The following is a 25,070-nucleotide window of genomic DNA, read 5'->3' on the forward strand; positions in this document are numbered from 1 at the left end:
CCGAATTTAAGGGCTGGCAGATTGGACAATAATCCGCTCAATCTTCCATTGGTCATTGAGAAAAGGTCACTAATCCATGGCCCGGATCGACTTCCCCGGCCTGTCCGCCTTCGTCGCCGTGGCGACCCATCGCAGCTTCCGCAAGGCGGCGGCCGAGCTGGGCGTCTCGCCCTCCGCCATCAGCCACCTGCTGCGCGACCTGGAGGAGCGGCTGGGCGTGCGCCTGCTGAACCGCACCACCCGCAGCGTTGCGCCCTCGGATGCAGGGGCGCGGCTCTTGCAGCGGCTGCAGCCGATGTTCCGCGACCTCAACGACGCGCTGGAGGAGGTGAACGAGTTCCGCGACGTGCCGGCCGGCACGCTGCGCCTCAATGCGGCCCACCAGGCGGCCCGAATGGTGCTGGCGCCGATCATGGCGCGCTTCGTCCGCGCCTATCCGCAGATGCGGCTGGAGATCGTCGCCGACGACGATTTGGTCGACGTTGTGGCCGGCGGCTTCGATGCCGGGCTGCGCTTCGGCGAGAGCCTGCAGCAGGACATGATCGCCGTCCGCTTCGGCCCGCGGCAACGCTGGGCGATCGTCGCCGCGCCGGCCTATCTCGACGGCCGCGAGCCGCCCCGCACCCCGCATGAGCTGAAGTACCATGGCTGCATCCGCTACCGCTTCCACAGCGGCACTTTCTTCCACTGGGAGTTCGAGAAGGACGGCGAGGCGCTGGAGGTCGAGGTCGACGGCCCGCTGACCCTGGGCGACCAGGAGCTGATGCTGCGGGCGGCGGTGGACGGCGCCGGCATCGCCTGCGTGTTCGAGGCGGTGGCCACCCCCGCTTTGGCCGCAGGACGGGTGGTGCGGCTGCTGGAGGATTGGTGCCCGGACTTCCCCGGCTTCTTCCTGTACTACCCGAGCCGGCGGCAGCTGCCGCTGGGCCTGCGGGCGTTCATCGAGATGGCGCGCGAGGAATGGCCGGCGGGATAGCCGCGCCGAGCGAAGGTCATGGTCCGGACATTTGCCAGCCGCCAGGAGCCGCGGCGCCCCTCAGGGCGGCGTGGCGTCCATGTCCATCAGGCAGCCCCCCCGCTGCGGCAGGCTGAAGAACCGCTCCTTCGCGCTGCCGGAGCACGCCTCCATCGCCGACAAGGCCAGCATCTCGCGAACCGCGAACTCGGTCCTGCCGTACAGGGCCATCGGCCTGATCTCGTCCATCCTCGCCGAGGCCGGTGTCATCCCGGCCTTCGCCACGGCATCGTCCAGAAACTTGCGGGCGCATTCCAGCATCATTCCCTTGATGCTGCCCGCCCCACATTGCCGGCCCTCATCGGTCAGGCAACTGCGCTTGATGCTGCTGGCCTTCAGATCAGAGAGCCACATCAGGAACTTCGACTGCTCGGCCGAGTATCCGTCCCGTTTGAGCTTCCGGACCAGCAGATCCCGCTGGTCGCTGTACGAGTAGGTTCGGCAATCCGATGGCCCCGCCGCCAAGGCAAGGCTGGCCGGCCCGGTCAGCATTACCAGAACCAGAAGCCCATAAGCCGACGCACGCCCCATCACGGCCGTCCCCCTTGTCCCCAAGATCCATGCTCGGGAGATCCGGGATCTACCGCAACGAAAAAGGCCCGGACCGAGGTCCGGGCCTTCCGCATTCCGACGGTTCCGGCGCCGCTTACGCCGCGGTGGCGCGCAGCATCCAGGCGGTCTTGTCGTGATAGGTGATCCGGTCGGTCAGCAGGTCGACGGTCGAATCGTCGCCGGCCTTCTCGCCCACCGCGAGGGCGGCCTTGGCCTGCTCCGACAGCAGCTCGTGGCTCTTCACCAAGTCCTTGACCATGGCCTGGCCGTCGATGCCGTCCTTGGGCGGCGACACCTTGGTCAGTTCGGAAAAGGCCTTGAAGCTGCCCGGCGCGTAGTCGCCGAGCGCGCGGATCCGCTCCGCCACCTCGTCCACCGCCTCGAACAGCGCCTTGTACTGCTCCTCGAACATGGTGTGCAGCGAGTGGAACTGCGGGCCTTCGACGTTCCAGTGGTAGTTCTGGGTCTTGATCTGGAGGGCGTAGGTATCGGCCAGCACCTGCTTCAGCGCGTCCACGACCGGTGTATTGGAGGCCTTGCTCATCACCCTTCTCCTGCTTTTTCGTCAAGCGTCCGGCCCGTCCCCGGGACCGCCGCCATGGATTGGTAAATGGCCCCGCTCCGGCGGAGTTCCAATCGATCCGGCGGATCGGGGCCATCAGCCCTCCTTATCGGAAAAAGCAGGTCGGATTCCACCTGTCATGCGGGATAGGGCCGGGCAAACTCAAAGATGGTTCCCAACGACCGGCTCAGCCGGGGCAGTTGCCCGGCGCCGGCTTGCCGGCGAAGCGGTCGCGGATCCAGGCCAGCTGGTCGGGCACCGTCTCGCCCATCGCCGGGTCATGGTCGAGGCCGGGATAGCGGCGGAAGGTCACCGCCAGGCCGTTGCGGCAGGCCCGGTCCACGGTCTCGACGATGCCGGGCAGCGGCACGGCGCTGTCGGCCTCGCCGGCGATCGCCAGGATCGGCCCCTTGATCGGCGCCGCGCCGGCCGCGTTCTGATCGAAGAAGCCGCGCACGGAGGCGTTGTCGCCCCAGCCCGGCTTCACCATCGCCGCGGTGCCGACGCCGTGATAGGCGGCGTAGCCGTAGAACCAGCAGCCCCTGGTCGTCACGTCGCCGTAATGGGCCATGCCGGCGGCGGACAGGATGTCGTCAGGCTTCACCTCGGGCGACCGGGTGTGGATGGCATAGGCGATCCAGGCCAGGTAGAAGCCGGCGCCCGCCGTCTCCTCCGGATGGGTGACCAGCCGCGCCAGATGGGTCGCCCCGGCCACCGCGACGGCGCCGAGATAGTCCGGATCCTGCAGCTTGGCCTGCAGCTCGGCCACGCCCCAGGCGGCCGCGCCGCCCTGGGAATGCCCGTCCACCACCCAGCGATGGCCCAGGCCGGGCACGGCGGCCCGGGCGGCCGGCAACGAATGCACGACGTCCAGCGCCTGGGCCGCCTTGTCCATGTAGCGGTGCGCGCCCGCGGTGCCGAGGCCGTGATAATCGGTCGCCACCACGGCGAAGCCGGCCTCCAGCATCTGCGACAGGCCTTCGCTGCCGTAATAGACATCCGACATCGCCGAGGGCGCGCATTGCCGGGCGACGCCGCTGGTGCCGTGGGCCCAGGCGATCACCGGCCAGCCGCCTGATGGGACCGGGCCGGCCGGGACCAGCACGACGCCGGAGGTCGCCACGTCGGCGCCGTCGGGCTCGACCGAATGGTAGAGGATGCGGATGGCCGAGGCTCCGGCCGGCAAGGTGTAGCCGGCGAAGGCCTCCTGCCGCAGCAGGTCGCCCGGCCTGGTCGCGGCCAGGTTGGCCGGCGTGTCGTAGAAGGCGGTGATCGGCAGGGCCGTCGATTGCTCCGCCTTCACCGCGTCGGGCACCGTCTCCGGCAGGCCGGGATCGTCGGCCCGGGCCGGCTGCAGGCCGAGCAGCAGCATGCCGCCCACCGCCCCCAGCCACCGGCGCCTCGGCCGGGTTCCGCGATTGCCGCTTTCACGCATTCTTCGCCTCCTCCCCGAGGATGACGGTCGCGACAACGCGGGTCGGGCCGGCCGCCATCGATTGCACGGAATACGAATTTATATTCGCGTTCAAACGCGACAGGCGTCAAGCCCCGGCGCTTTCGGTGGCACGCCGCGGCCCCGGCCCCCTAGACTGGCCGGGCATCGAGGATGAGGACGCTGATGGCCCGGGGCCGGCAGGAGGAGTCAGGGACGACGATCGAGCCGCGCCGCCGGCCGCGGCAGGACCGGTCGCGCGAGATGGTCGAGCGCATCCTCGAGGCCGGGCGGTCGCTGCTGCAGGAGGTCGGCTTCAAGGGCCTGACCACGATCGCCATCGGCGAGCGGGCCGGGCTGTCGGTCGGGTCGCTGTACCAGTATTTCCCGAACAAGGAGGCGGTGATGCTGGAGCTGGCCCGGCGCTGGTTCTCCGCCTTCCGCGCGGCGGTGGAGGAGCAACGCGACAGCCCGCCGGCCACCAGCTGGGCCGAGTTCGAGCAGAGCTTCCGCGCTTTTGGCGACGTCCTGGCCGGGATCTACCGCGACCATGCCGGGCTGCTGCCGGTGCTGGAGGCGATGCAGGCCAATGCCGAGTTGCGCCGGATCGTGCAGGCGCATGACGCCGCCATCATCGCGGCCCAGGCCGACTGGTTCCAGCGCCTGAACCCGGCGCTGGACCGGGAGACGGCGGAGCGGCTGGGGTTGGTGATCCTGGAGACCGGTCACGCCGGATTCGCCGCCGCCACGGTGCGGCCGGCGCCGGTGCGGGACCGGATCAAGCAGGATCTGGACGTGATGGGCCTGGCGCTGCTGCGCCCCTATCTGGCGCTGCCGTAGCAGCGGGCGGTCAGGCCCAGTCGCGCCAGCGCGCGGCGATGCGGTTGCCGACCGACAGGCGCAGATCCTGGATGCCGGTGTCGACCTCGCGGCTGGGATGCACCCGGTTGGTCAGGAGCGTCCAGGCGATGCCGCGGTCGAGGTCGATCCACAGGCCGGTGCCGGTGAAGCCGAGATGGCCGATGGTGCGGGGCGAGCACAGGCTGCCGCCCTTCCAGCCGGGGTGGCGCCGCTCCCACCCCAGCGCGCGGCCGGGGGTCGATTGCGGCGCGCACAGCTCGACCATCGCCGCGGGGCTGAGCAGCCGGCCGCGCAGCAGCTCCAGCGCGAAGTCGAGCACGCCGCGGACGGTGCCGAACAGCCCGGCATGGCCGGCGGCGCCGCCCAGCGACCAGGCGTTCTCGTCATGCACCTCGCCACGCAGCAGCCGGTTGCGGACGGCGCAGACCTCGGTCGCCGCCGACTGCGCCGGCACCGGCGCGAAGGACAGGCCGGTGCCGACCGGCAGCTGGTTGAAGGCGACGCCGCGCCAGCGCTCGACCACGAAGCCGAGCAGCATGTAGTTGATGTCGGAATAGACCGGCTCGGCCTTCAGCGGCCAGTGCTTGCGGATCACCGCAGCGCGCCGCTGCTCCGCCGGGCCGGGCCAGAGATAGATCCGCTCCTGCGCCGGCAGGCCGCTGGAATGGTCGATCAGCCGGCGCAGCGGAATGGCGCCGTGCAGCGGCGCCGCGTCCGGCAGATGCTTGGCCAGCGGGTCGTCGAGGTCCAGCACCCCCTCCTCCACCAGCCGCAGGATCTCGGTCACCGTGACGATGACCTTGGTCAGGCTGGCGAGGTCGAACCAGGTGTCGCGCTGCAGCGCCTCGGGCTTCGGCAAAGTGGTGGCGACGCCGCCCCAGCGCAGGGCGCGCTGGCCGTCGGCGGTGGCGATGCCCAAAGCCGCGCCCGGAATCCGGCCGTCCTCCAGGGCGAGGGCCACGGGAGCAAAAGCGTGATCGGCGAGGGTCTCGAGGCTCATGGACACGGCTCGTCGGGACGGACGGCGTCGTTAGAGCATGGCGGCGGTGGCGACCGCAAGGCTGGGGCGCAGGCCGGGCCGCCCTGCCCCGCGCCCCGGCCGGGTTGGACGGCAGCCGGGCGCGTGCTAGACCCACCCGGCAACGCCCATAAGAAACGGTCGCTCCCCATGTCCCGCACCGCCGCCCGCGCCCTGGTCGACACCCTGCGCCTGAACGGCGTCGACACCATCTTCTGCGTCCCGGGCGAGAGCTACCTGGCCGTGCTCGACGCGCTGCACGACGTGCCGGAGATCAGGCTGGTGGTGTGCCGCCAGGAAGGCGGCGCCGCCTACATGGCCGATGCCTACGCCAAGGCCACCGGCAAGCCCGGCATCTGCTTCGTCACCCGCGGCCCGGGCATCACCAACGCCTCGGTCGGCATCCATGTGGCGCAGCAGGACTCGTCGCCGGTGATCGTGTTCATGGGCCAGGTCGGCCGCGACATGTTCGAGCGCGAGGCCTTCCAGGAGGTCGATGTCCGCAAGGTGTTCGGGTCGATGACCAAATGGGCGGCGCAGATCGACGACGCCGACCGGGTGCCGGAATTCGTCTCTCGCGCCTTCCACACCGCCACCTCCGGCCGGCCCGGCCCGGTGGTGCTGGCGCTGCCGGAGGACATGCTGGTCGAGGAGACCAACGCGCCGGATGTCCGCCCGGCCACGCCGGTCGAGACCGGCATCGGGGTCGAGGCCCTGGCCCGGCTGCGCGACCTGCTGTCCGAGGCGAAGCGGCCGCTGCTGCTGATCGGCGGCGGCGGGTGGGATGCCAAGGCCCGCGCCGACATCCAGGCCTTCGCCGAGGCCTGGGAGGTGCCGCTGACCGTCTCCTTCCGCTGCCAGGACTATGTCGACAACGACCACACCCACTATGCCGGCGATGTCGGCATCGGCCCGAACCCGAAGCTGGCCGAGCGGGTGAAGACCACCGACCTGCTGATCGTGCTGGGCGCCCGGCTGGGCGAGATGACCACCAGCGGCTACACGCTGCTGAACGTGCCGATGCCGGCGCAGCGCCTGGTGCATATCCATGCCGGGGCGGAGGAGCTGGGCCGGGTGTACCAGCCCGAGCTGGCGATCAACGCGAATTCCGCCGCCGTCGCCGCGGCGCTGGCCGCCCTGGCCCCGGCTGGCGACATCCAGGCCCGGCAGGACTGGGTGCGCGGCGCCCGCGCCGATTACGAGGCCTGGCAGCAGCCGGTGGTGTCGCCCGGCCCGGTGCAGATGTCGGAGATCGTGCGCTGGCTGGTCGGCCGGCTGCCGGCCGACAGCATGATCTGCAACGGCGCCGGCAACTACGCCACCTGGTTCCACCGCTTCTACCGCTACCGCGGCTGGCGCACCCAGCTGGCGCCGACCAACGGCTCGATGGGGTACGGCGTGCCGGCCGGCGTCGCCGCCAAGCTGCAGCATCCGGAGCGGGTGGTGATCGCCGCCGCCGGCGACGGCTGCTTCCTGATGAACGGGCAGGAGCTGGCGACAGCGGCGCAGTACAACGCGGCCGTAGTGTTCCTGGTCATCGACAACGGCATGTACGGCACCATCCGCATGCATCAGGAGCGGGAATACCCGGCCCGGATCAGCGGCACCGACCTGAAGAACCCGGACTTCGCGCAACTGGCCCGGGCCTATGGCGCCCATGCCGAGACGGTGGAGCGGACCGAGGAGTTCGCCCCGGCCTTCGAGCGCGCGGTGGCCGCCGGGAAGCCGGCGCTGATCTGGATCCGACTGGACCCGGAGGCGATCACTCCGCGCGCCAGCCTGAGCCAGATCCGCGCCACGGCGCAGCAGGCGAAGGGCTGACGACGATGTCGTGAAGCGTTCTCCGCAGGGTCGCATTCCTGCCATAGACGCTTCCGATAGTCGCCGTCCGACATCATCCCTATCCCGCGACCCATCGGCCGCCGGGCGTTCCCGCGAGAGGCTGCGCATGACCAGATCCTGGGCCCGAATTCTCTGGCTGGCCGTGCCGGCCCTGATGGCCGGACAGGCGATCGCGGCCGATGCGCCGCCCCGCGCCACCGGCCCGATGACCTTCGTGTCCGCCAGCAATGGCGGCAATTGCATCGGCTGCGAATGGACCGCGGCGGAGGGCACCATCACCGCCGCCACCCCGGCTGCCTTCGACGCCTATGCCGCCGAGAATGGCTGCCCCGTGCTGCACCTCGATTCCCCGGGCGGCGATCCCGCGGCGGCAATGGCGCTCGGCCGCAGGATCCGGGAGCGGTGCGTCGATGTCGAGGTCGGCCGCACCGTCCCCTATGCCGACCCGACCATGCCGGCGGATTATCCCAAGGTCGAGGACACGGCCTCCGGTCGCTGCGAGGGCGCCTGCGTCCTGGCCTTCCTCGGCGGCCGCAGCCGCAGTGCGGAGGCCGGGGAGCTGGTGCCCGGCGGCGTGCCGGAGAACCTGCGGCCGCAGGTCGCGGCCTATCTGGCCGAGATGGGCGGGAAGGCGGAGCTGCTGCCGCGCCTGCTCGCCGCCGGGGCCGGCAAGCCGCTGGGCAGCGACGAGGTCGCCTCGCTCGGCCTCGCCAATGCCGGGGAGGAGGCGCGGACGCCGTGGCAGACCTCGGCGGAGGGCAAGGGCACGATCGCGACCATGACCCTGAAGACCCCGACCAACGGGTCGGGCGAGACGCTGACGCTGTTCTGCCGCCGCGGCGACCAGACCCCGGCCTACCTGGCCTATTCCGGCTTCGACACCGGCACGGAGCTGCCGGACACAGCGACGCTGCAGATCGGCGGCCCCACGGCCGCGTCGCGCGACGTCACCGGGCCGGACCTCGAATCCCGCGACAGCCCCGACGGGCCTGAGGTGACGGTGGCGCTGAGCCAGGCCGAACGGGACGCGATCCTGGCCGGGCAGCCCTTTTCGCTGAGCATGGACGCGCTGCCGACCGTGGCCCCGGGCGGCATCGTCAGCCTGGACAGCACCCTGACCGAGACCGACCGCAAGGCGGTGCGGGACGCCCTGGCCCATTGCCTCTGACGGTCAAGCCCAGCCGGCCATCAGCATCAGCGCCCCGGCCCCGGCGCTGACGCCGAGCAGCACGTTGCGGCGGAACAGCAGGAAGACGGCGAGGCCGAGCGCGGTGGCGCCGGCCCGCTCCGCCATCGAGGTCGCGGCCAGCGGCCCGGCCGGCAGCAGGATCATGCGCGCGATCAGCCCGGCCAGGATGGCGTAGGCGACGCAGCCGACCCAGTCGAGCAGCGCCCCGCCCTCGCGCACCCGGCCGGCGAGATAGACGCCGAGCGCCCGCCACAGATAGGTGGCCGCCGCGGCGCCCAGCAGCATGACCCAGGGCAGCGCCTCACCCATGGCGGCGGCGCCACAGCCGGTCGGCCAGGAAGGCGGCGGTGCCGGCGATCAGCCCGGTGGCCAGCAGCCCCCATTCCGGATCGAGCTGATACAGCAGCGGCCCCAGCGCGCCGCCCAGCACCATGGCACCGAGCCGGGCCCGGTTCCGCAGATCGGCGGTCAGCACCAGGATGAAGTAGAGCGGGTTGAGGAAGACGAGGCCGAGCGAGACCGAGGCCGGCACCGCCGTGACCAGATAGTAGCCGACCGCGGTCCAGGCGACGCAGGACGCCCACAGGGTGCCGGCGAAGCCGACGAAATAGGGCAACCGCTGCTCCGGTGGCAGGGTCGGGCAGACCCGCATCCCCTGCACCCAGCCGGTGATGGCGACCAGATGGGCGGCGGCATAGTCCCACCAGCGCGGCCGGCCGGGCACGCGCAGCCCGGGCATCAGCACCAGCGCCATCGGCATCAGCCGGACATTGACCAGAGCCACCGCCGCGACCATGGCCAGCAGCGAGGCGCCGACGGCATAGGCCTCGATCATCACCATCTGGCCCGGCAGGGCCCAGCCGGTCAGGGTCGAGAGCAGCCCGACCGGGAGGCCGAGCCCGCTGGCCCGCACCAGCGAGCCGAAGCCGACATAGGAGGCGCCGAGGACGAGGAGCGGTGCGCCCAGCACGTCCCGCGCCCCGCCGCGGAAGGCGGCGCGGGGCGAGGTGTAGGCGCGGGTCCGGTCGGGCATGGATCGCTTGTAGGATGCCGCCTCGGCCCGCCGGCATGCCGATCCGGCATGGAGGGTCTGCGACCGGATCCGCGAGCCGTCCCTAGTCCAGGTCGAGCATCTTCAGGAACGCCTCCACCGCCTTGCTGCGGTAGTGGTCCGGATGGCGCAGCACGCGGAAGCGGCGGGCCGGGAATGGCGGATCGAGCTGGCGCAGCGTGCCGAAGCGCAGCCCCGATTCGACCGACAGGCTGGACAGCACCCCCGCCCCCGCCCCGGCCTCGATCGCCGCGCGCACCGCCTCGTTGCTGGCCAGCTCCAGCGCCACCGGCAGCGCGGCGGGGTCGACGCCGAGCCGCTCCAGCGCCGATTCGAACACCTGGCGGGTGCCGGAGCCGCGCTCGCGCAGCACCCAGGGGCTGTCGGCGAAGCGGGACGGCACCACCATCCGCTCCTCCGCCCAGGGGTGGCCGGCGCCGACCACCAGCACCAGCCGGTCGCCCGGCACGCTGGCATGCTCGAAGCCCGCCACGTCCAGGTCGCCCTCGACGAAGCCGATATCGGCCCGGCCCTCGCGCACCGCCTCGGCCACCTGGGTGGTGTTGCCGATGGTGAGGTCGAGCTGCAGCCCGGGATGCGCCGCCCGGAAGCGGTGCATCAGCGACGGCAGCCAGTAGTTGCCGATGGTCTGGCTGGCATGCAGCGCCAGGAGGCCGCGGCGCAGCCCGGACAGGTCGTCCAGCGCCCGCTCGGCCAGCGCCGCCCGGGCCAGCACGGCCCGCGCCTCCGGCAGGAAGGCGGTGCCGGCATCGGTCAGGGCGATGCCGCGGCCGACGCGGTGGAACAGCTTGGTGGCGTGGCGTGCCTCCAGCGCCTGGATCGCCGCGCTGGCGGCGGACTGGGTCAGGTTCAGCGCCTGCGCCGCGCGGGTCACGTGCAGATGCTCGGCGACCGCGACGAAGATCCGCAGCTGCTCCAGCGTCATGCGTTGACCCCGGCGCGGCGGGGCGGGCGGCGGAGGCACCGGAGCGATGCGACTCGGGACGCCGCTTCTGTGACAGCCACAAGCCTCACGAAAGCCTCCGCCGGACCCTTAGGGTCCTCGCCAATGATCGAGCGAGCGATTGAGTCCGGACCAAACGATCAGGATTCTCGATCACAGAATGACATAGTTCGTGCTTAAGGCGAGTCGGCTGAAAAGCCGCATCGCCTTTCTGGCGAACTGAGCATACCCTGTTACCATTGATGCGACGTGGGACCTGGATGGCAGGCCGCGCCAAGACCTCGACCAACGAGGCCCCGGGCCCAGATAAAAATTAAGGCAGTAGTATTATCGGTCAGGTTCGACCCTATATTGTTAAGCAGAGCGAGCGGTGGAGAAGGGGTAGTGTCAGATATTGCACCTCATCCGGGTCCCGACTGCGCAGCCCATGCTGGGCCTGCGGGCGGGCGGGATGGGGCCGGCCCTTGTCATCCACCCGAATCTCGCCGCAAAGCCCGGACCATCATGGGCCGGACACATATGCCCAGAAGCTGCGGCCGGAAACGGCACACTAGGTTGAGTCTCGATCCTCCAACCTTTGGCGGGTGGCAATGGCACCGACCGACGATCTCTTCACCAGCTATGCGAAGTCCTACGAGGCCCGCCGCGCGGCGGAGATGTCCCTCGAAGAATTCCTGAAGGGATGTCGCAGCGACCCGATGATGTATGCGAGCGCGGCCGAACGGCTGCTCGCGGCCATCGGCCAGCCGGAGATCGTGGACACCGCCCGCGACGGCCGGCTGGGGCGGATCTTCATGAACCGCACCATCCGGGTGTACCCGGCCTTCTCCGAGTTCTACGGCATGGAGGAGACGATCGAGCGGATCGTCAGCTTCCTGCTGCACGCGGCCCAGGGGCTGGAGGAGCGCAAGCAGATCCTCTACCTGCTCGGCCCGGTCGGCGGCGGCAAGTCGTCGCTGGCGGAGCGGCTGAAGGCGCTGATGGAGGTGCACCCGATCTATGTGCTGAAGGCCGGCGACGAGGTCAGCCCGATCTTCGAGAGCCCGCTCGGCCTGTTCAACCCCGACACGATGGGCGCCGAGCTCGAGGACCGCTACGGCATCCCGCGCCGGCGCCTGACCGGGCTGGTCAGCCCCTGGTGCCTGAAGCGGCTGGACGAGTTCGACGGCGACATCTCCAAGTTCAAGGTGGTGCGGCTGCAGCCGTCGCGGCTGCGCCAGATCGGCATCGCCAAGACCGAGCCGGGCGACGAGAACAACCAGGACATCTCCTCCCTGGTCGGCAAGGTCGACATCCGCAGCCTGGAGACGCTGCCGCAGCACGACCCGGACGCCTACAGCTATTCCGGCGGCCTGAACCGGGCCAATCAGGGCCTGCTCGAATTCGTCGAGATGTTCAAGGCGCCGATCAAGATGCTGCACCCGCTGCTGACGGCGACGCAGGAGGGCAACTATGTCGGCACCGAGAACATCGGCGCCCTGCCCTTCACCGGCATCATCATGGCGCATTCCAACGAGTCCGAGTGGCAGGGCTTCAAGAACAACAAGAACAACGAAGCCTTCATCGACCGGATCTACGTGATCAAGGTGCCCTACTGCCTGCGGGTGACCGAGGAGCAGAAGATCTACGACAAGCTGATCCGCAGCTCGAAGCTGGCGGACGCCCCCTGCGCCCCGGGCACACTGGAGATGCTGGCCCGGTTCTCGGTCCTGTCCCGCCTGCATGAGCACGAGAACTCCAACCTCTACTCCAAGATGCGGGTCTATGACGGCGAGAGCCTGCGCGAGGTCGACCCCCGCGCCCGCAGCCTGCAGGAGTACAAGGATGCCGGCGGCGTCGACGAGGGCATGGACGGCGTCTCGACCCGCTTCGCCTTCAAGGCGCTGGCCGCCACCTACAACCACGACACCAACGAGGTCGCCGCCGACCCGGTGCACCTGATCTATGTGGTCGAGCAGATGGTGCGGCGCGAGCAGCTGCCGGCCGAGACCGAGAAGCGCTACCTGGAGTTCCTGAAGGCCGACCTGGCGCCGCGCTATGCCGAGTTCATCGGCCACGAGATCCAGAAGGCCTATCTGGAATCGTATCACGACTATGGCCAGAACCTGTTCGACCGCTATGTCGATTACGCGGATGCCTGGATCGAGGACCAGGACTTCAAGGACCCCGACACCGGGCAGCTGCTGAACCGCGACCTGCTGAACCAGGAGCTGACCAAGATCGAGAAGCCGGCCGGCATCGCCAACCCGAAGGACTTCCGCAACGAGGTGGTCAAGTTCGCGCTGCGCTCCCGCGCCGCCAATGAGGGCCGCAACCCGAGCTGGACCAGCTACGAGAAGATCCGCGAGGTGATCGAGCGGCGGATGTTCAGCCAGGTGGAGGAGCTGCTGCCGGTGATCAGCTTCGGCTCGAAGAAGGACGGCGACACCGAGAAGAAGCACGAGGAGTTCGTCGAGCGCATGGTCGCCCGCGGCTACACCGAGCGGCAGGTCCGGCGCCTGGTCGAATGGTACATGCGGGTCAAGCAGGCGGGCTGAGACAGGAGGGTGTGAACAACGCGCGATGTCCATGCACATCATCGACCGGCGGCTTAATCCGGGCGGCAAGAGCCTCGTCAACCGCCAACGCTTCCTGCGCCGGGCCAAGGCCCTGGTGCAGCGGGCGGTCAGAGACAGTTCGCGCGAGCGCAGCATCAAGGATCTGGAGCAGGGCGGCGAGGTCGCGATCCCGGTCACGGGCGTGAACGAGCCGCGGCTGCACCGCTCCGGCTCCGGCGGCGTGCGCGACCACATCCTCCCAGGCAACAAGGAGTTCGTCGAGGGCGACACCATCCAGCGGCCGAAGCGCGGCGGCGGGGGTGGCGGCAGCGAGGGCGCGCCCGACGGCGACGGCCAGGACGAGTTCCGCTTCGTGCTGTCGCAGGAGGAGTATCTTGAGCTCTTCCTCGACGATCTGGAGCTGCCCGACCTGGCCAAGCGCAAGCTGGTCGCGTCCGAGAGCGTCGGGTGGCGGCGGGCCGGCTTCTCCACCAGCGGCCCACCGGCCAGCCTGGCGGTGACCCGGACGATGCAGCGGGCGATGTCGCGGCGCATCGCCCTGCGCCGCCCGAAATCCGGCGAGATCAAGGACATCGAGGCCGAGATCGCGGCGCTGGAGGGCCAGGCCGACCCGGACCAGGAGAAGATCGACCAGTTGCAGGAGCATCTGGACCACCTGCTGACGCGCACCCGGCGCATCCCCTATATCGACCCGGTCGACCTGCGCTACCGCCGGCTGGAGGCGACGCCGAAGCCGGTGGCCCAGGCAGTGATGTTCTGCCTGATGGACGTCTCGGGCTCGATGACCGAGCACATGAAGGACCTGGCGAAGCGCTTCTTCGCCCTGCTGCACCTGTTCCTCAAGCGCCGCTACAAGCATGTCGAGCTGGTGTTCATCCGCCACACCCACCAGGCCGAGGAGGTGGACGAGGACACGTTCTTCTACTCGACCGAGAGCGGCGGCACGGTGGTCTCCACCGCGCTGGAGATGATGGCGTCGATCGTGGCCCAGCGCTACCGGCCGGAGGACTGGAACATCTACGCCGCCCAGGCCTCGGACGGCGACAACCTGTCCAGCGACAGCGCCAAGTCCGCGGCCCTGCTCGGCGACGAGATCCTGCCGCTGTGCCAGTACTTCGCCTATCTCGAGGTCGGCCGCGACGAGGACCCGATGTCCTCCGGCGTGGTGCCACGCCAGACCGACCTGTGGCAGACCTATGACCGCGTGCGCAAGCCGGACGTGCCCTTCGCCATGCGCAAGGTCTGGCACCGCCGCGACATCTACCCGGTGTTCCGCGAGCTGTTCCAGCGCCGCGACGTGGGGGTGGGAGCCGACTGATGAGCGAGACGCTGCTCTATCCCGGCACCGACTGGGATTTCGGCACGATCCAGCGGATCTACGATCGGGTCGAGCAGGTGGCCAAGGGGCTGAAGCTCGACACCTATCCCAACCAGATCGAGGTGATCACGGCCGAGCAGATGCTCGACGCCTATTCCTCGATCGGCATGCCGCTGTTCTACAAGCACTGGTCCTTCGGCAAGCAGTTCGCCCAGAACGAGGTGCTGTACCGCAAGGGGCTGCGCGGGCTGGCCTATGAGCTGGTGATCAACTCCAGCCCCTGCATCAGCTACATCATGGAGGAGAACTCGGCGACCCTGCAGACGCTGGTGATCGCCCACGCCGCCTTCGGCCACAACACCTTCTTCAAGACCAACTACCTGTTCAAGCAGTGGACCGATGCCGAGGGCATCCTCGACTATCTCGAATTCGCCAAGGCCTACATCGCGCAATGCGAGGAGCGCTACGGCCAGGCGGCGGTCGAGCAGCTGCTGGACGCCGCCCACGCGCTGATGAGCCATGGCGTGCACCGCTATCCGCGGCCGCGCCGGCCGGACCTGAAGACCGAGGAGCGGCGGGCCAAGGAGCGGCTGGAATACCAGGAGCAGGTGTTCAACGACCTGTGGCGCACCCTGCCGAACGCGCCGGCCAAGTCCGGGCCGGTGCTGAGCGAGGAGCGCCGCCGCGCCCTGCTCGAGCTGCCGCAGGAGAACATCCTGTATTTCCTGGAGAAATCGGCGCCGCGGCTGCAGCCCTGGCAGCGCGAGCTGCTGCGCATCGTCCGGCTGGTGGCGCAGTATTTCTACCCGCAATCGCAGACCAAGGTGATGAACGAGGGCTGCGCCTGCTGGGTGCACTACAAGATCATGACCCAGCTGCACGAGGAGGGCTCGCTGAACGACGGCGCCTTCCTGGAGTTCCTGCAGTCCCACACCAATGTCGTGTACCAACCGGAGTTCAACGACCAGCACTACAACGGCATCAACCCCTACGCCCTGGGCCTGGGGATGATGCAGGACATCGAGCGGATCGTGGTCGACCCGACCGACGAGGACCGGGAATGGTTCCCGGACATCGCCGGCAAGGGTGATGCCACCGGCGTGCTGCAGGATGTCTGGGCCAACTACCGCGACGAGAGCTTCGTGTCGCAGTTCCTGAGCCCGCGGCTGATCCGGCAGTGGCGGATGTTCCACCTGCTGGACGATTCCGGCCAGCCGGAGCTGCGGGTCGACGCGATCCATGACGAGGGCGGCTACCGCCGCATCCGCCGGGCGCTGGCCCGGCATTACGACGTGGCCTGGAACGACCCGGACATCCAGGTGGTCGACGTCGACCTGGCCGGCGACCGCCGCCTGATACTGCAGCACAGCGTTCTGAACGGCATCCTGCTGGCCGAGAACGACACAAGGCAGGTGCTGCAGCACCTGGCCGACCTGTGGGGCTATGACGTGCTGCTGAAGGAGATCGACCCCTCCAGCAACGCCGTGCTGAAGGAGCATTCCGCCAGCGCGCGGTCGACGTTCTTCTGAGCCAGCCCGGCTCGCCTTTCCACTGTCATCCTCGGGCTTGACCCGAGGATCCAGGGGCTTTCAACAGCCGCTCTCGGTGGCTCCTGGATTGCCGGGTCAAGCCCGGCAATGACAATGGAGGAGATCTGCTGCCGCCCTCTACCCTGCCTCCCCCGCCGGCTTGGCGCGGTCCAGCGCGTGCTGGGCCACGGCGGGCGGCACCGCCCCTCCTCCGCCGCCGCCGGCCACGGTGACGGTCGGGACGGCGAAGGCGATGCCGTTGGCCTCGAAGGCCTTCTTGATCATCGCCATCGCCCGGCGCCGGATCACGAACTGCTCGCCCGGCCTGGTCATCATCTTCAGCCGGATCTGGATGGCGTAGTCGCCGAACTGCTCCACCCCCTGCATCTTCAGCGTCTCCAGGATATGCGGCGCGAATTCCGGGTCGGCCGCCAGTTCCTTGCCGACCTGCTTGACGATCGGTTTGATCTTGTCGAGGTCGGTGTCGTAGGTGACCGACACCGTCATCTTGTCGATCACCCAGTCGCGCGAATAGTTGGTGATCTTGTCCAGCGAGCCGAACGGGATGGTGTGCAGGGCGCCGCGGTGGTGGCGCAGCTTGAGCGAGCGCAGCGAGAACCCCTCCACCGTGCCGCGGATGCTGCCGCTCTCGATGTATTCGCCGATGCGGAAGGCGTCGTCGAACAGGAAGAACATGCCGGAGATGACGTCCTTCACCAGCGTCTGGGCGCCGAAGCCGACGGCCAGGCCGACCACGCCGGCGCCGGCGACCAGCGGCCCGATCTCCACCCCCAGCGCCGCCAGGGCGATCAGCCCGGCCATCACTGCCAGCACCACGAACAGCACGTTCTTCAGAATCGGCAGCAGCGTGCGCAGCCGGGCGTGGCGCCGGGCGTCGTCGCCGGTGCCGAGCCCGCCCGCATTGGCGGTGACGATGCGCTGATCCAGCCAGGCGCGCAGCAGGTGCCAGGCGAAATCGGCCACCAGGAACACGATCGCGGCGTTGATGGCACCGCGCATCAGGCGCGTCAGCACGGTGTCGCGCGTGGTCAGGGCGGCGAGGTCGAGCCCCAGCACCGCGGCGACCAGCAGCGCTGCGCCGATCACCAGCAGGGCGCGCAGGCCGCGCTCCAGCGACACGCCGAGCACCGACGGGATCTCCTCCGCCGCCGCGGCCCCGGCCGGGCGCAGCACATGCTTGACCGCCAGATGGCTGCCGCGGATGGCGATCGGCAGCAGCAGCAGGATGACACCGACATAGAAGGGCGCGACCGAGCCGGTGAACAGCGCCAGCCAGATGCCGATCAGGTAGAGCGTCAGCATCCAGGTGCCGATCCGGTGGTCGTGGCCGATCCGGTCGCGGCCGTCGAAGGTCGGGGCGCGCCATAGCGCCGTCAGGGTCAGGCCCAGCAGGACGACGCCGCAGGCCAGGCCGACCAGATACCAGCTCTCCCGCCGCAGCCCCAGCGTGGTCAGGACGTCCAGGGTGAACTGCACGAAGAAGAACCAGCCCACCAGGATCGCCGACCAGACGAACCAGAAATGCGCGGTCGGTGTCGCCATCGGCACCAGCCGGAACCGCTCCGCCCCTGGCGCCAGGATGATACGGCCCAGCACCAGCGTCACCCGCACGATCAGCACCAGCAGCAGGTAGGACAGCACGATCTCCTGCAGCAGCGGCGGCCAGTCGAACAGCAGGAAGGCGCCGATGCTGCCGAGGGCGAAGACGAAGATCAGGCCGAGGCCGTAGACCGAGCGCAGCCACACCGCCTGCAGCCGGCCATGCAGCGTGTCGAGCTGGGTGCCGATCAGCCGGCGGCGGAAGCGGGCCGACAGATACCAGTAGAGCTTCTCGGCGCCGAAGCCGAGGCCGACGAAGACCGCGAGCGACAGGATCGTCCACAGCAGCCCCTGGTCCTCCAGCTGCGCCACCAGCACCCGCCGGGCGGCGGCGAGCTCGGCCGGCAGCGCCGGGGCGGCGGCGACCAGCGCGCGGAGGAAGCCCCGCGTGGCGTCGATGCCGCCGGCCAGGCTTTGCTGCACCCCCTCGGCGGCGGGCGCGGCGCCGGCGTCCCCGGCGGCCGGGGCGGCGACCTGGCTCTGCAGCCAGCCGCGCACCTCCGGGTCCTGCAGCAGCTCGGCCAGGCTGCGCAGCTTCTCCGGGCTCGGCGGCGGTGCGGCCTGCTGGGCCGGGGCAGCCCCCGGGGCGCCCAGCCCGAGCAGGAGGACGAACAGAAACAGCAGGCGATGCATGGCGGGACAGCCCCTCAGCCGATCTCGGGCGATGATAGAGCGCGGGCGCCGCGAAGCGACAGCCGTTCCCACACCGCGACCACCAGCATCACCACCGCCACGCCGGCGGAGAGCAGCAGCGGCGACAGCCCGTCCGACAGCGGGATCAGCAGGGCCAGCAGCACCAGGCCGGCCAGATGCGACAGCGGGATGCGGCCGGCGGTCGACCATTTGAACAGCGAGTTGCCGAGCAGGTACAGCGCCGGCCCGCCCAGCAGCGCGGCCACGGTACCGACGCCGACATGGCCCGTGGGATGGGCCAGCACCAGCTCGTCCGCCACGGCGCCGACGATGATGCCGGCGACGATCAGCAGGTGGATATAGGTGTAGGCGATGCGCGCCAGCCGCCCGGGATCTTCGGCATGGGCGATGCGGTGGCTGCCGCGCTCGGCCCCAATGTCGAAATAGATCCACCACATCGCCACGCTGCCGATGAAGGAGATGACGAAGGCGGCGACGGTGGCCGCGTCCCGCTCCAGCTCGGCGAAGGTGGCGCCGGTGACCAGGATCGATTCACCCAGCGCGATGATCACGAACAGGCCGCAGCGCTCGGCCATGTGCCCGCCCTCGACATCCCAGTCGGCGGTGGTGGAGCGGCCGAGGCCGGGCGTCCAGAAGCCGAGCGAGGGCGAGACGTATTCGATCGCCAGCGCCATGGCCCACAGCGCCAGCCGCGCCTCCGCCTCCACGAAGGCGCCGGCGATCCAGAACACGGCGGACACCGCCAGCCAGGCGCTGATGCGCAGGAAGTTGCGACAATTGCCCGGGCTGTGGCCGCGCAGCGCCGCGGCGGTGAACAGGCTGCGCCCGAGCTGCATGAAGACGTAGGCGCCGGCAAAGGCCAGCCCCTTTCCGGCGAAGGCCTCGGGCAGCGAGGTCGACAGCACCAGACCGGCCAGCATCAGCACCAGCAGCAGCAGGCGCACCGGCGTGCGCTCCGGGTCCAGCCAGTTGGTGACCCAGGAAGTGTAGATCCACACCCACCACACGGCCAGGAACAGCAAAGCCATGTGCACCGCGCCGAGCAGGGTGAGGTCGTGCAGCAGCCCGTGCGACAGCTGGGTGATGGCGAAGACGAAGACCAGGTCGAAGAACAGCTCGACGAAGGTGACCTTGCCGTGCTCATGCGCCTTGCGCGGGCGGAGCAGGTTGCGCGGCCGGGCGGCCTGGACGGTCATGCGCGAATTCCCCCGAATCCGATGGTGATCAATCCTATGCCTGCCCCTGCATCCGCGCGAGATGCCGCGCGGCGGCCGCCTCCAGCACCGGGCTCAGCGCCTCGGCCAGCGTCTCGAGCTGGCCAATGTCGTCCCCACCGAAGCCGCCGCAGCGATCGGTGACCGCCGCCAGCGACGCCATCCGCCCATCGGCGAAGGGCATCGGCAGGGCCAGGTAGTCGGTGGCGCCCTGCGCGGCCAGGCGGTGCAGCAGCGGATGCGCCGCCGCCGGCACCGCGGGCTCCAGCCGCAGCCGGAACGCCGTGCCGGTGCGGTCGATATGCTCCAGCGGGCTGCCGATATAGGCCGGCGACCGCCGCAGCCCGGCCTGGGCGACCCGATCACGGTCGAGCGGCCGGCCGCGGGTCCAGACCGCGGCCCAGCCATCCAGGCGCGGCCCGTCGGCCCGCAGCGACAGGCGCAGCCGCACCAGCGGCGCGCCCGCCTCCACCAGCCGCAGGGCCAGCGCCTGGGTCAGCGCGTTCGGGTCGGCCAGGAACCGGCCCTCGCGGAACAGCCAGGACAGGATGGGCGCCAGCGCCCAGCCGTCCCCGGCGTCCGCGAGGGTGCTCATTCCGCCCCGGCTAGCGGGTGGTGTAGCCGCCATTGGCGAACAGGGTCTGGCCGGTGATCCAGCCGCCCTGGGTCGCCAGGAAGCGGACGATCGGCACGATCTCCTGGATCCTGGTCAGCCCGCCCAGGGCCGAGGCCGCGGTGTGGTAGGCCACGGAATCCGGGGTCTCCGCCGGGTAGAAGAAGGGCGTGTCCATCGGGCCCGGGCCGATATTGTTCACCGAGATGCCGCGGGCCCCGAACTCCTTGGCCGCGGCGCGGGTGAAATGCTCGACCGGCGCCTTGGCCCCGGCATAGGTCGAGTAGAGCCCGGTGAAGGCGGCCAGCAGCGAGGTCACGATGGTGATGATCCGCCCGCCATCCTCCAGCGTCTTGCCGGCTTCGCGGATGAAGAAATAGGCGGCCTTGGAGTTGACCGCGAACATCTCGTCGTATTCGGCCTCGGTGGTCTCGACGAAGGGCTTCTTCAGCACCTTGCCGGCGGTGTTGACGGCAACGTCGACCCGGCCGAAGCGCGACTTCGCCTCGGCGAACAGGCGCTCGACCTCGGCCACCCGGGTCAGGTCGCCCTGCAGGGCGAAGGCGTCGCCGCCCGCGGCCTTGACCGCGGCCACGGTCTCCTCGGCCGCCGCCCTGGTGCCGTCGCTGTTGAAGTTGATCGCGATCCGCGCGCCGGCGCCGGCCAGGTCGCGGCTGATCAGGCCGCCGAGATTCTTGGCGCCGCCGCCGATGACGACGACCTTGTCCTTGAGGGGCTGGGGGGACATGGCATGCTTCTCCGATGCGGGCCGGACCGTCCGGCCGATGGAGGCAGGGTGCCAGCCGGCAGGGCCGCGGCGCTTCCACGATGCCCGCCGCGGTTGCAGATTCTCCGACGGCATCTAGAATAGATAAAATTTTATCCTTCTCTCTCCCGGCAGGCAGGTGCGATGGCAGGCACATCCCCCATTCCGACCGAGATCCAGGGGCGCTGGGGCCCGGTCGAGCTGGTGGTGACGCGCGAGGACATCCGCGCCGCGACGGCCTGGCAGATGCGCGAGGCCCGGCATGCGGTGATCGTGCATCTCGGCGGCCCGATGAAACGACTGGAGACCGAGCTGGACGGCGTCGCCGCCAAGCCCGGCCCGCCTTCGGCCGGCGATATCTGGGTGGTTCCGGCGGGCCGGCGCTATGCCAGCCAGGCCAGCGGCGGGCGCATCCGCTACGGCGTGCTGTATGTCGAGCCGGAGGCGCTGGCGCAGCTGACAGGGGATGGCGGGATCGCGCCGCGCCTCGCCCATCGCGACGAGTTCCTGTACCGCTCGGTCGAGCGGCTGGCCGGGCTGATCGGCCAGGATGACGATGTCTCGGGCCTGCTGGGCGGCAGCCTGGGCCAGGCCCTGGCGCTGCACCTGGCGCAGGGCTACCGCACCGGCGACGCCGCGGCGGGCCCGCGCGGGCCGCGGCTGGGCGAGCGGGCGCAGGCGCGGCTGCAGGAGCGCATCCACAGCCATCTCGGCGACCGGATCACGCTGGACGACCTGGCCGTGATCGCCGGGATGAGCCCGCACAACCTGCTGATCGCCTTCCGCGCGGCCTTCGGCACCACCCCGGCGCAATATGTCATCGCCCAGCGGCTGCGCCGGGCGCGGTGGCTGCTGGCCAACACGGCGCAGGACATCACCACGATCGCGCTGGAGACCGGCTTCGCCAGCCACAGCCACCTGACCACCGCCTTCAAGCGCCATGTCGGGCTGGCGCCGCGGGACTTCCGCCGGCGCTGGCGCGACGACGCCTGAGCTCGGGCCTTACCGGATGCGCTGGAGCTCCATGATGTCGAACTGGGATTCGAAGCGCGGCGACGGGAATTCCAGCCGCAGCCGGTCGGGCCCGACCCGGACCAGATAGGCGACCTGGTCGCGCTCGGCGTCCTTGCCATAGGGCTTCGGCTTGCCCTCATAGCCGTAATAGGAGGTGCCGACATAGGTCAGCCGGTCGGGGTTGGCGTTGTCATAGAAGGTGCCGGCGGTGCGCTGCGAGCCGGAGATCTTGTCCAGCCGCAGCCCGGCCGCGTCGTCGGTGATGCGGCAGCGGAACCAGTCATAGATCACCAGCGGCAGGGTGTCGCTGCCGCCCAGCTTGGCCACCCGGCAGCGCCAGGTGCCAGCCAGGTCGGTGGCGCCGCGGATCGCCTGCGGCTTGCCGGACAGGATCTGGTCCAGCATGGCCACCGCCGCCTTGTCGTCGCTCTCGCGGGCGGCGCCGATCGCCTCGCCGCGCACGGAATCGAAGCTCTCGAGCCGCTGGCGGTCGTCGGCCGACAGCTTGCCCGGCAGGTCGCCATCGGCCAGCGCGGGCGCCGCCGCGGCCAGGGCGAGGATCATCGCCAATGTTGCGCGAAGCGCCATTCCGTTCCCCCTCGGCGCGCCGGGTCAGCCGGCGTCGATACGGTCGATGAACCAGCGGCAGACCCGCCGCCACAAATCGTCCTTGGCGACCAGATCCTCGCAGCCATGGTCGAGATTGGGATTGTCGTTGATCTCGATCACGAACACCCCCTTCTCGGTCTGCTTCAGGTCGACGCCGTAGAGGCCGTCGCCGATCAGCCTGGCCGCGCGCACGGCGACGTCCAGCACCTCGGCCGGCACCTCGTCCAGCGCGAAGGTCTTGAAGTTGCCCCAGCCGACCTTGCCGTCGGCCGAGTGGCGGACGATCTGCCAGTGCTTCTTCGCCATCATGTACTGGCAGACGAACAGCGGCTCACCATCCAGCACGCCGACGCGCCAGTCATGCTCGGTCGGCATGAACTCCTGCGCCAGGATGACGTCGGAATCGTCCAGCAGCTGTTCGGCCATCTGCTCCAGCTCGCGCCGGTCATTGGCCTTGAATACGCCGCGGCTGAAGGACCCGTCCGGGATCTTCAGCACGATCGGATAGGCGAACTCCTCCTCCAGCCGCTCGATGTTCTTCAGGCTGTCGACCACCACCGTCTTCGGCGTCGGGATCTTGTTCGCGGACAGGAGCTCGTAGAGATAGACCTTGTTGGTGCAGCGCAGGATCGAGGTGCTGTCGTCGATCACCGGCATGCCCTCCTGCTCCGCCCTGCGGGCGAAGCGGAAGGTGTGGTTGTCGATCGCCGTGGTCTCGCGGATGAACAACGCATCGTATTCGGCCAGGCGCAGCAGGTCCTTCTTCTCGATCAGCTCCACCTCCATGTCCATGGTCTCGGCCACGCGGGCGAGCTTCAGGAGCGAGCGATGGGTCGAGGGCGCGAACTCCTCCTTCGGGTTGAACAGCACGGCCAGGGTGTACTTGGCCGGCTTGTTCTCCTTCGGGTTCCGCCAGCCCTGGCGGGTGTAGAGGTCGAGCGTGTCGTAGAAGAAGGCTTCGGTCTCGCCCTCGATGTCGGCGATCGAGAGCTCGCCGATCGAGGCGATGCGGAAGCGGTCGGTGAAGCGGACCTTGACCTCGAGGATCGGGGCCCGGAACCAGTCGAACACCCGGCGGCCGAAATCCTGGAACCGGTCGTCATCGGCCCGGCCGAAGCAGATGATCAGCTTGAACGGCCCGCCCGGCGGCACCGACAGCCGCTTGATCCGACGGTTGAGGTCATCCTCCAGGTCCGGCAGGGCGATCTTGTAGAGCGTCTTCTGGCCCAGATCGAGGATGGTCTCGACCATCGGGATGACCCGGTGGGCGCGGGCCTCGGCCAGCAGCGAGACGTAGTAGCCCCGCGTCATATAGGCGGTGGACCGGGTCAGGTTGATGACCTTGGGGTCGCCGGCCTTCAGCATCTGCGGCCGGGCGATGTAGTCCCGGGCGGTGACGAGCTGGCGGCCGTCAGCGTCGCCCTTGAAGTCGCCAATACGGTCGACGACGATGATCCAACCGCTCATTGGGCCTTCCTGCTGAGCACGACCGCGGCCCTGAGCTGGGTGCGGCCGTAGCGGGCCATGCGTTCGAACTCGCGCCGCGGGATCGGGAGGTTGGCCTTGGCCGAGGCGCTCTCCATCTCCGTCACCGCGACCCAGGGGTCGTGCACATAGATGAAACGCTCGTCGAAGCCGTTTGCGACCACCCAGTGCGGATTTTTTTCGCCATAGCCTCGGAACAAGCTGATCAGCACGATCGGGATCGCGCCTTCGGAGATCAGGCCGCACATTTCAGGCAAACCGAGGGCACGGTGCACCACCTCGATCCGGCGGCGGGCGCAGCGGGCGCGAAAATCCTCCTGCACCACCGTCATCACCGCCTTCTTGTCGGGGCTGCGGACGCCGTCGAGGAACAGCAGGGAATCGTCACTGACGAAGATCCGCGCCCGCAGGCCGCGGTCATGCGCCGCCAGCGCCATGCCGTAGGGGTCGCAGCCGCCATGGCCCGAGGTCATGTAGATCGTCGTCGCCTCGCGCCACAGCCGCAGCTCGCGCGCCCGGCTCAGCTCCGTGTCCGGGTCCAGCGCCTTCAGCGCCATCAGCAGCGTCGCGGCGCCGCAGGTGAAGTTGGTGGTCTGGGCGTAATAGGGCACGTGCAGGTCGGTCTGCGGCAGGTCTTCGATACCCAGCCGCTTCTCGAAGCGCAGCGCGTCGGCATGGTCCTCGTAAAAGTCGAGATAGCGCCCGAAATGCCGGTAGCCGCGCGACTCGTAGAGCGCAATCGCCTTGGCGTTGTCCGGCCGCACCTCCAGCCGCAGGAACAGCGCGCCCTCGTCATGCGCCGCGCGCTCCGATGCCTCCAGCAACCGGGCGCCGAGGCCGCGGCCGCGGACCTCGGGGTCGACGGCGAGGGAGTAAAGCCGGGCCAGCGCCGTGGTCCGGCGCAGCAGCACCAGGGCGTAGCCGAGCAGCCGGCCGCCTTCCTCCGCCGCCAGGCAGACGGCATGCCCCTTGGTCAGCAGGTGCAGGAAGCTGCGCCGGCTGATGCGGTCATGGTCGAAGGCGCGGGATTCAATCTCCAGCAGCCGCGGCACGTCGTCGGGCGTGGCGATCCGGATGGTTTCGGCGGTCGGGGCGGCGGGGCGGTGGTCGGGCATCGCGCGGTCGAATCTCGCACTGGTTATCGCGCCGATGCGGATCCCGCACCAGGGGCTATTCGGAGATGACCGCGAATTCATCCATGCGC

The 25,070-nt window shown here is 69.6% G+C and carries 22 protein-coding genes; 8 read left to right on the plus strand and 14 right to left on the minus strand.

The window, feature by feature from the left end; all coding sequences use genetic code 11:
- The first annotated feature begins 76 nt into the window (after positions 1 to 76).
- Positions 77 to 976 carry a LysR family transcriptional regulator gene (locus BWR60_RS04280; protein WP_088149775.1) on the plus strand — a complete coding sequence of 300 codons (900 nt, stop codon included), beginning with the start codon at positions 77 to 79 and terminating at the stop codon, positions 974 to 976.
- Between the two features lie 60 nt (positions 977 to 1,036).
- Here BWR60_RS04280 and BWR60_RS04285 read toward each other — a convergent pair whose 3' ends face one another.
- The 3 genes from BWR60_RS04285 to BWR60_RS04295 form a co-directional block, all read right to left on the minus strand.
- A complete protein-coding gene (locus BWR60_RS04285) occupies positions 1,037 to 1,546 on the minus strand; it encodes a hypothetical protein (protein WP_088149776.1) in 510 nt (169 codons plus the stop codon).
- Positions 1,547 to 1,661: 115 nt separating this feature from the next.
- Positions 1,662 to 2,111 (minus strand): Dps family protein, encoded by a 450-nt coding sequence (locus BWR60_RS04290; protein WP_088149777.1) that lies wholly within the window; start codon positions 2,109 to 2,111, stop codon positions 1,662 to 1,664.
- Positions 2,112 to 2,316: 205 nt separating this feature from the next.
- Entirely contained in the window at positions 2,317 to 3,564 is a 1,248-nt protein-coding gene (locus BWR60_RS04295; protein ID WP_088149778.1) for an alpha/beta hydrolase family protein, read from the minus strand.
- A gap of 183 nt (positions 3,565 to 3,747) precedes the next feature.
- Between BWR60_RS04295 and BWR60_RS04300 the strand changes: the two genes are divergently transcribed.
- A complete protein-coding gene (locus BWR60_RS04300) occupies positions 3,748 to 4,401 on the plus strand; it encodes a TetR/AcrR family transcriptional regulator (RefSeq protein ID WP_179221626.1) in 654 nt (217 codons plus the stop codon).
- 10 nt (positions 4,402 to 4,411) lie between these two features.
- On the opposite strand, the gene BWR60_RS04305 is transcribed toward BWR60_RS04300, so the two are convergent.
- Positions 4,412 to 5,422 carry a serine hydrolase domain-containing protein gene (locus tag BWR60_RS04305; protein WP_088149780.1) on the minus strand — a complete coding sequence of 337 codons (1,011 nt, stop codon included), beginning with the start codon at positions 5,420 to 5,422 and terminating at the stop codon, positions 4,412 to 4,414.
- A gap of 168 nt (positions 5,423 to 5,590) precedes the next feature.
- On the opposite strand from BWR60_RS04305, the gene BWR60_RS04310 reads away from it, so the two are divergent.
- On the plus strand, positions 5,591 to 7,261 hold the full coding sequence (locus BWR60_RS04310; protein ID WP_088149781.1) for a thiamine pyrophosphate-binding protein: 1,671 nt from the start codon (positions 5,591 to 5,593) through the stop codon (positions 7,259 to 7,261).
- Positions 7,262 to 7,388: 127 nt separating this feature from the next.
- Positions 7,389 to 8,450: a hypothetical protein gene (locus BWR60_RS04315; RefSeq protein WP_088149782.1), complete on the plus strand. Its 1,062-nt coding sequence runs from the start codon at positions 7,389 to 7,391 to the stop codon at positions 8,448 to 8,450.
- A 3-nt stretch (positions 8,451 to 8,453) separates the two neighbouring features.
- Here BWR60_RS04315 and BWR60_RS04320 read toward each other — a convergent pair whose 3' ends face one another.
- The 3 genes from BWR60_RS04320 to BWR60_RS04330 all read right to left on the minus strand — a co-directional run bounded on the left by BWR60_RS04320 (position 8,454) and on the right by BWR60_RS04330 (position 10,468).
- Positions 8,454 to 8,780, minus strand: coding sequence for an AzlD domain-containing protein (locus BWR60_RS04320; RefSeq protein WP_088149783.1), 327 nt, complete (start codon positions 8,778 to 8,780; stop codon positions 8,454 to 8,456).
- Positions 8,773 to 9,504, minus strand: a complete 732-nt coding sequence (locus tag BWR60_RS04325) for an AzlC family ABC transporter permease (RefSeq protein ID WP_088149784.1) — start codon at positions 9,502 to 9,504, stop codon at positions 8,773 to 8,775. The genes BWR60_RS04320 and BWR60_RS04325 overlap by 8 nt, the downstream gene beginning before the upstream one ends.
- Positions 9,505 to 9,586: 82 nt before the next feature.
- Positions 9,587 to 10,468, minus strand: coding sequence for a LysR family transcriptional regulator (locus BWR60_RS04330; protein ID WP_088149785.1), 882 nt, complete (start codon positions 10,466 to 10,468; stop codon positions 9,587 to 9,589).
- A gap of 608 nt (positions 10,469 to 11,076) precedes the next feature.
- On the opposite strand from BWR60_RS04330, the gene BWR60_RS04335 reads away from it, so the two are divergent.
- The 3 genes from BWR60_RS04335 to BWR60_RS04345 are packed head-to-tail and all read left to right on the plus strand — an operon-like array spanning position 11,077 to position 15,891.
- Positions 11,077 to 13,023, plus strand: a complete 1,947-nt coding sequence (locus tag BWR60_RS04335) for a PrkA family serine protein kinase (RefSeq protein ID WP_088149786.1) — start codon at positions 11,077 to 11,079, stop codon at positions 13,021 to 13,023.
- Between the two features lie 25 nt (positions 13,024 to 13,048).
- Positions 13,049 to 14,362 carry a YeaH/YhbH family protein gene (locus tag BWR60_RS04340; RefSeq protein ID WP_429913006.1) on the plus strand — a complete coding sequence of 438 codons (1,314 nt, stop codon included), beginning with the start codon at positions 13,049 to 13,051 and terminating at the stop codon, positions 14,360 to 14,362.
- On the plus strand, positions 14,362 to 15,891 hold the full coding sequence (locus tag BWR60_RS04345; protein ID WP_088149787.1) for a SpoVR family protein: 1,530 nt from the start codon (positions 14,362 to 14,364) through the stop codon (positions 15,889 to 15,891). Before BWR60_RS04340 ends, BWR60_RS04345 begins: the two co-directional genes overlap by 1 nt.
- A 138-nt stretch (positions 15,892 to 16,029) precedes the next feature.
- On the opposite strand, the gene BWR60_RS04350 is transcribed toward BWR60_RS04345, so the two are convergent.
- The 4 genes from BWR60_RS04350 to BWR60_RS04365 are packed head-to-tail and all read right to left on the minus strand — an operon-like array spanning position 16,030 to position 20,740.
- Positions 16,030 to 18,144 carry a mechanosensitive ion channel family protein gene (locus BWR60_RS04350; protein WP_088149788.1) on the minus strand — a complete coding sequence of 705 codons (2,115 nt, stop codon included), beginning with the start codon at positions 18,142 to 18,144 and terminating at the stop codon, positions 16,030 to 16,032.
- 14 nt (positions 18,145 to 18,158) lie between these two features.
- Positions 18,159 to 19,361: a low temperature requirement protein A gene (locus BWR60_RS04355; protein ID WP_088149789.1), complete on the minus strand. Its 1,203-nt coding sequence runs from the start codon at positions 19,359 to 19,361 to the stop codon at positions 18,159 to 18,161.
- A gap of 34 nt (positions 19,362 to 19,395) precedes the next feature.
- Positions 19,396 to 19,974 carry a hypothetical protein gene (locus tag BWR60_RS04360; RefSeq protein ID WP_088149790.1) on the minus strand — a complete coding sequence of 193 codons (579 nt, stop codon included), beginning with the start codon at positions 19,972 to 19,974 and terminating at the stop codon, positions 19,396 to 19,398.
- Positions 19,975 to 19,984: 10 nt separating this feature from the next.
- Entirely contained in the window at positions 19,985 to 20,740 is a 756-nt protein-coding gene (locus BWR60_RS04365; protein ID WP_088149791.1) for an SDR family oxidoreductase, read from the minus strand.
- 162 nt (positions 20,741 to 20,902) lie between these two features.
- Here BWR60_RS04365 and BWR60_RS04370 point away from each other — a divergent pair, with 162 nt between their 5' ends.
- Complete coding sequence (locus tag BWR60_RS04370; protein WP_088149792.1) at positions 20,903 to 21,751, plus strand: helix-turn-helix domain-containing protein; 849 nt, start codon at positions 20,903 to 20,905, stop codon at positions 21,749 to 21,751.
- Positions 21,752 to 21,760: 9 nt separating this feature from the next.
- On the opposite strand, the gene BWR60_RS04375 is transcribed toward BWR60_RS04370, so the two are convergent.
- The 3 genes from BWR60_RS04375 to BWR60_RS04385 are packed head-to-tail and all read right to left on the minus strand — an operon-like array spanning position 21,761 to position 24,981.
- On the minus strand, positions 21,761 to 22,360 hold the full coding sequence (locus tag BWR60_RS04375) for a DUF4893 domain-containing protein (RefSeq protein ID WP_088149793.1): 600 nt from the start codon (positions 22,358 to 22,360) through the stop codon (positions 21,761 to 21,763).
- Between the two features lie 24 nt (positions 22,361 to 22,384).
- Complete coding sequence (locus tag BWR60_RS04380; protein ID WP_088149794.1) at positions 22,385 to 23,848, minus strand: RimK family protein; 1,464 nt, start codon at positions 23,846 to 23,848, stop codon at positions 22,385 to 22,387.
- Complete coding sequence (locus tag BWR60_RS04385) at positions 23,845 to 24,981, minus strand: peptidase C39 family protein (protein WP_088149795.1); 1,137 nt, start codon at positions 24,979 to 24,981, stop codon at positions 23,845 to 23,847. The genes BWR60_RS04380 and BWR60_RS04385 overlap by 4 nt, the downstream gene beginning before the upstream one ends.
- Positions 24,982 to 25,070 lie beyond the last annotated feature (89 nt).

This window comes from Inquilinus limosus (assembly GCF_002195995.1).
Classification (GTDB): Bacteria; Pseudomonadota; Alphaproteobacteria; order DSM-16000; family Inquilinaceae; genus Inquilinus; species Inquilinus limosus_C.

Bases quoted from the DNA above. Each gene is read 5' to 3' on its own strand.
- BWR60_RS04280 (WP_088149775.1), top strand. From the start codon at position 77: ATGGCCCGGATCGACTTCCCCGGCCTGTCCGCCTTCGTCGCCGTGGCG.
- BWR60_RS04285 (WP_088149776.1), bottom strand. From the start codon at position 1,546: ATGGGGCGTGCGTCGGCTTATGGGCTTCTGGTTCTGGTAATGCTGACC.
- BWR60_RS04290 (WP_088149777.1), bottom strand. From the start codon at position 2,111: ATGAGCAAGGCCTCCAATACACCGGTCGTGGACGCGCTGAAGCAGGTG.
- BWR60_RS04295 (WP_088149778.1), bottom strand. From the start codon at position 3,564: ATGCGTGAAAGCGGCAATCGCGGAACCCGGCCGAGGCGCCGGTGGCTG.
- BWR60_RS04300 (WP_179221626.1), top strand. From the start codon at position 3,748: ATGGCCCGGGGCCGGCAGGAGGAGTCAGGGACGACGATCGAGCCGCGC.
- BWR60_RS04305 (WP_088149780.1), bottom strand. From the start codon at position 5,422: ATGAGCCTCGAGACCCTCGCCGATCACGCTTTTGCTCCCGTGGCCCTC.
- BWR60_RS04310 (WP_088149781.1), top strand. From the start codon at position 5,591: ATGTCCCGCACCGCCGCCCGCGCCCTGGTCGACACCCTGCGCCTGAAC.
- BWR60_RS04315 (WP_088149782.1), top strand. From the start codon at position 7,389: ATGACCAGATCCTGGGCCCGAATTCTCTGGCTGGCCGTGCCGGCCCTG.
- BWR60_RS04320 (WP_088149783.1), bottom strand. From the start codon at position 8,780: ATGGGTGAGGCGCTGCCCTGGGTCATGCTGCTGGGCGCCGCGGCGGCC.
- BWR60_RS04325 (WP_088149784.1), bottom strand. From the start codon at position 9,504: ATGCCCGACCGGACCCGCGCCTACACCTCGCCCCGCGCCGCCTTCCGC.
- BWR60_RS04330 (WP_088149785.1), bottom strand. From the start codon at position 10,468: ATGACGCTGGAGCAGCTGCGGATCTTCGTCGCGGTCGCCGAGCATCTG.
- BWR60_RS04335 (WP_088149786.1), top strand. From the start codon at position 11,077: ATGGCACCGACCGACGATCTCTTCACCAGCTATGCGAAGTCCTACGAG.
- BWR60_RS04340 (WP_429913006.1), top strand. From the start codon at position 13,049: ATGTCCATGCACATCATCGACCGGCGGCTTAATCCGGGCGGCAAGAGC.
- BWR60_RS04345 (WP_088149787.1), top strand. From the start codon at position 14,362: ATGAGCGAGACGCTGCTCTATCCCGGCACCGACTGGGATTTCGGCACG.
- BWR60_RS04350 (WP_088149788.1), bottom strand. From the start codon at position 18,144: ATGCATCGCCTGCTGTTTCTGTTCGTCCTCCTGCTCGGGCTGGGCGCC.
- BWR60_RS04355 (WP_088149789.1), bottom strand. From the start codon at position 19,361: ATGACCGTCCAGGCCGCCCGGCCGCGCAACCTGCTCCGCCCGCGCAAG.
- BWR60_RS04360 (WP_088149790.1), bottom strand. From the start codon at position 19,974: ATGAGCACCCTCGCGGACGCCGGGGACGGCTGGGCGCTGGCGCCCATC.
- BWR60_RS04365 (WP_088149791.1), bottom strand. From the start codon at position 20,740: ATGTCCCCCCAGCCCCTCAAGGACAAGGTCGTCGTCATCGGCGGCGGC.
- BWR60_RS04370 (WP_088149792.1), top strand. From the start codon at position 20,903: ATGGCAGGCACATCCCCCATTCCGACCGAGATCCAGGGGCGCTGGGGC.
- BWR60_RS04375 (WP_088149793.1), bottom strand. From the start codon at position 22,360: ATGGCGCTTCGCGCAACATTGGCGATGATCCTCGCCCTGGCCGCGGCG.
- BWR60_RS04380 (WP_088149794.1), bottom strand. From the start codon at position 23,848: ATGAGCGGTTGGATCATCGTCGTCGACCGTATTGGCGACTTCAAGGGC.
- BWR60_RS04385 (WP_088149795.1), bottom strand. From the start codon at position 24,981: ATGCCCGACCACCGCCCCGCCGCCCCGACCGCCGAAACCATCCGGATC.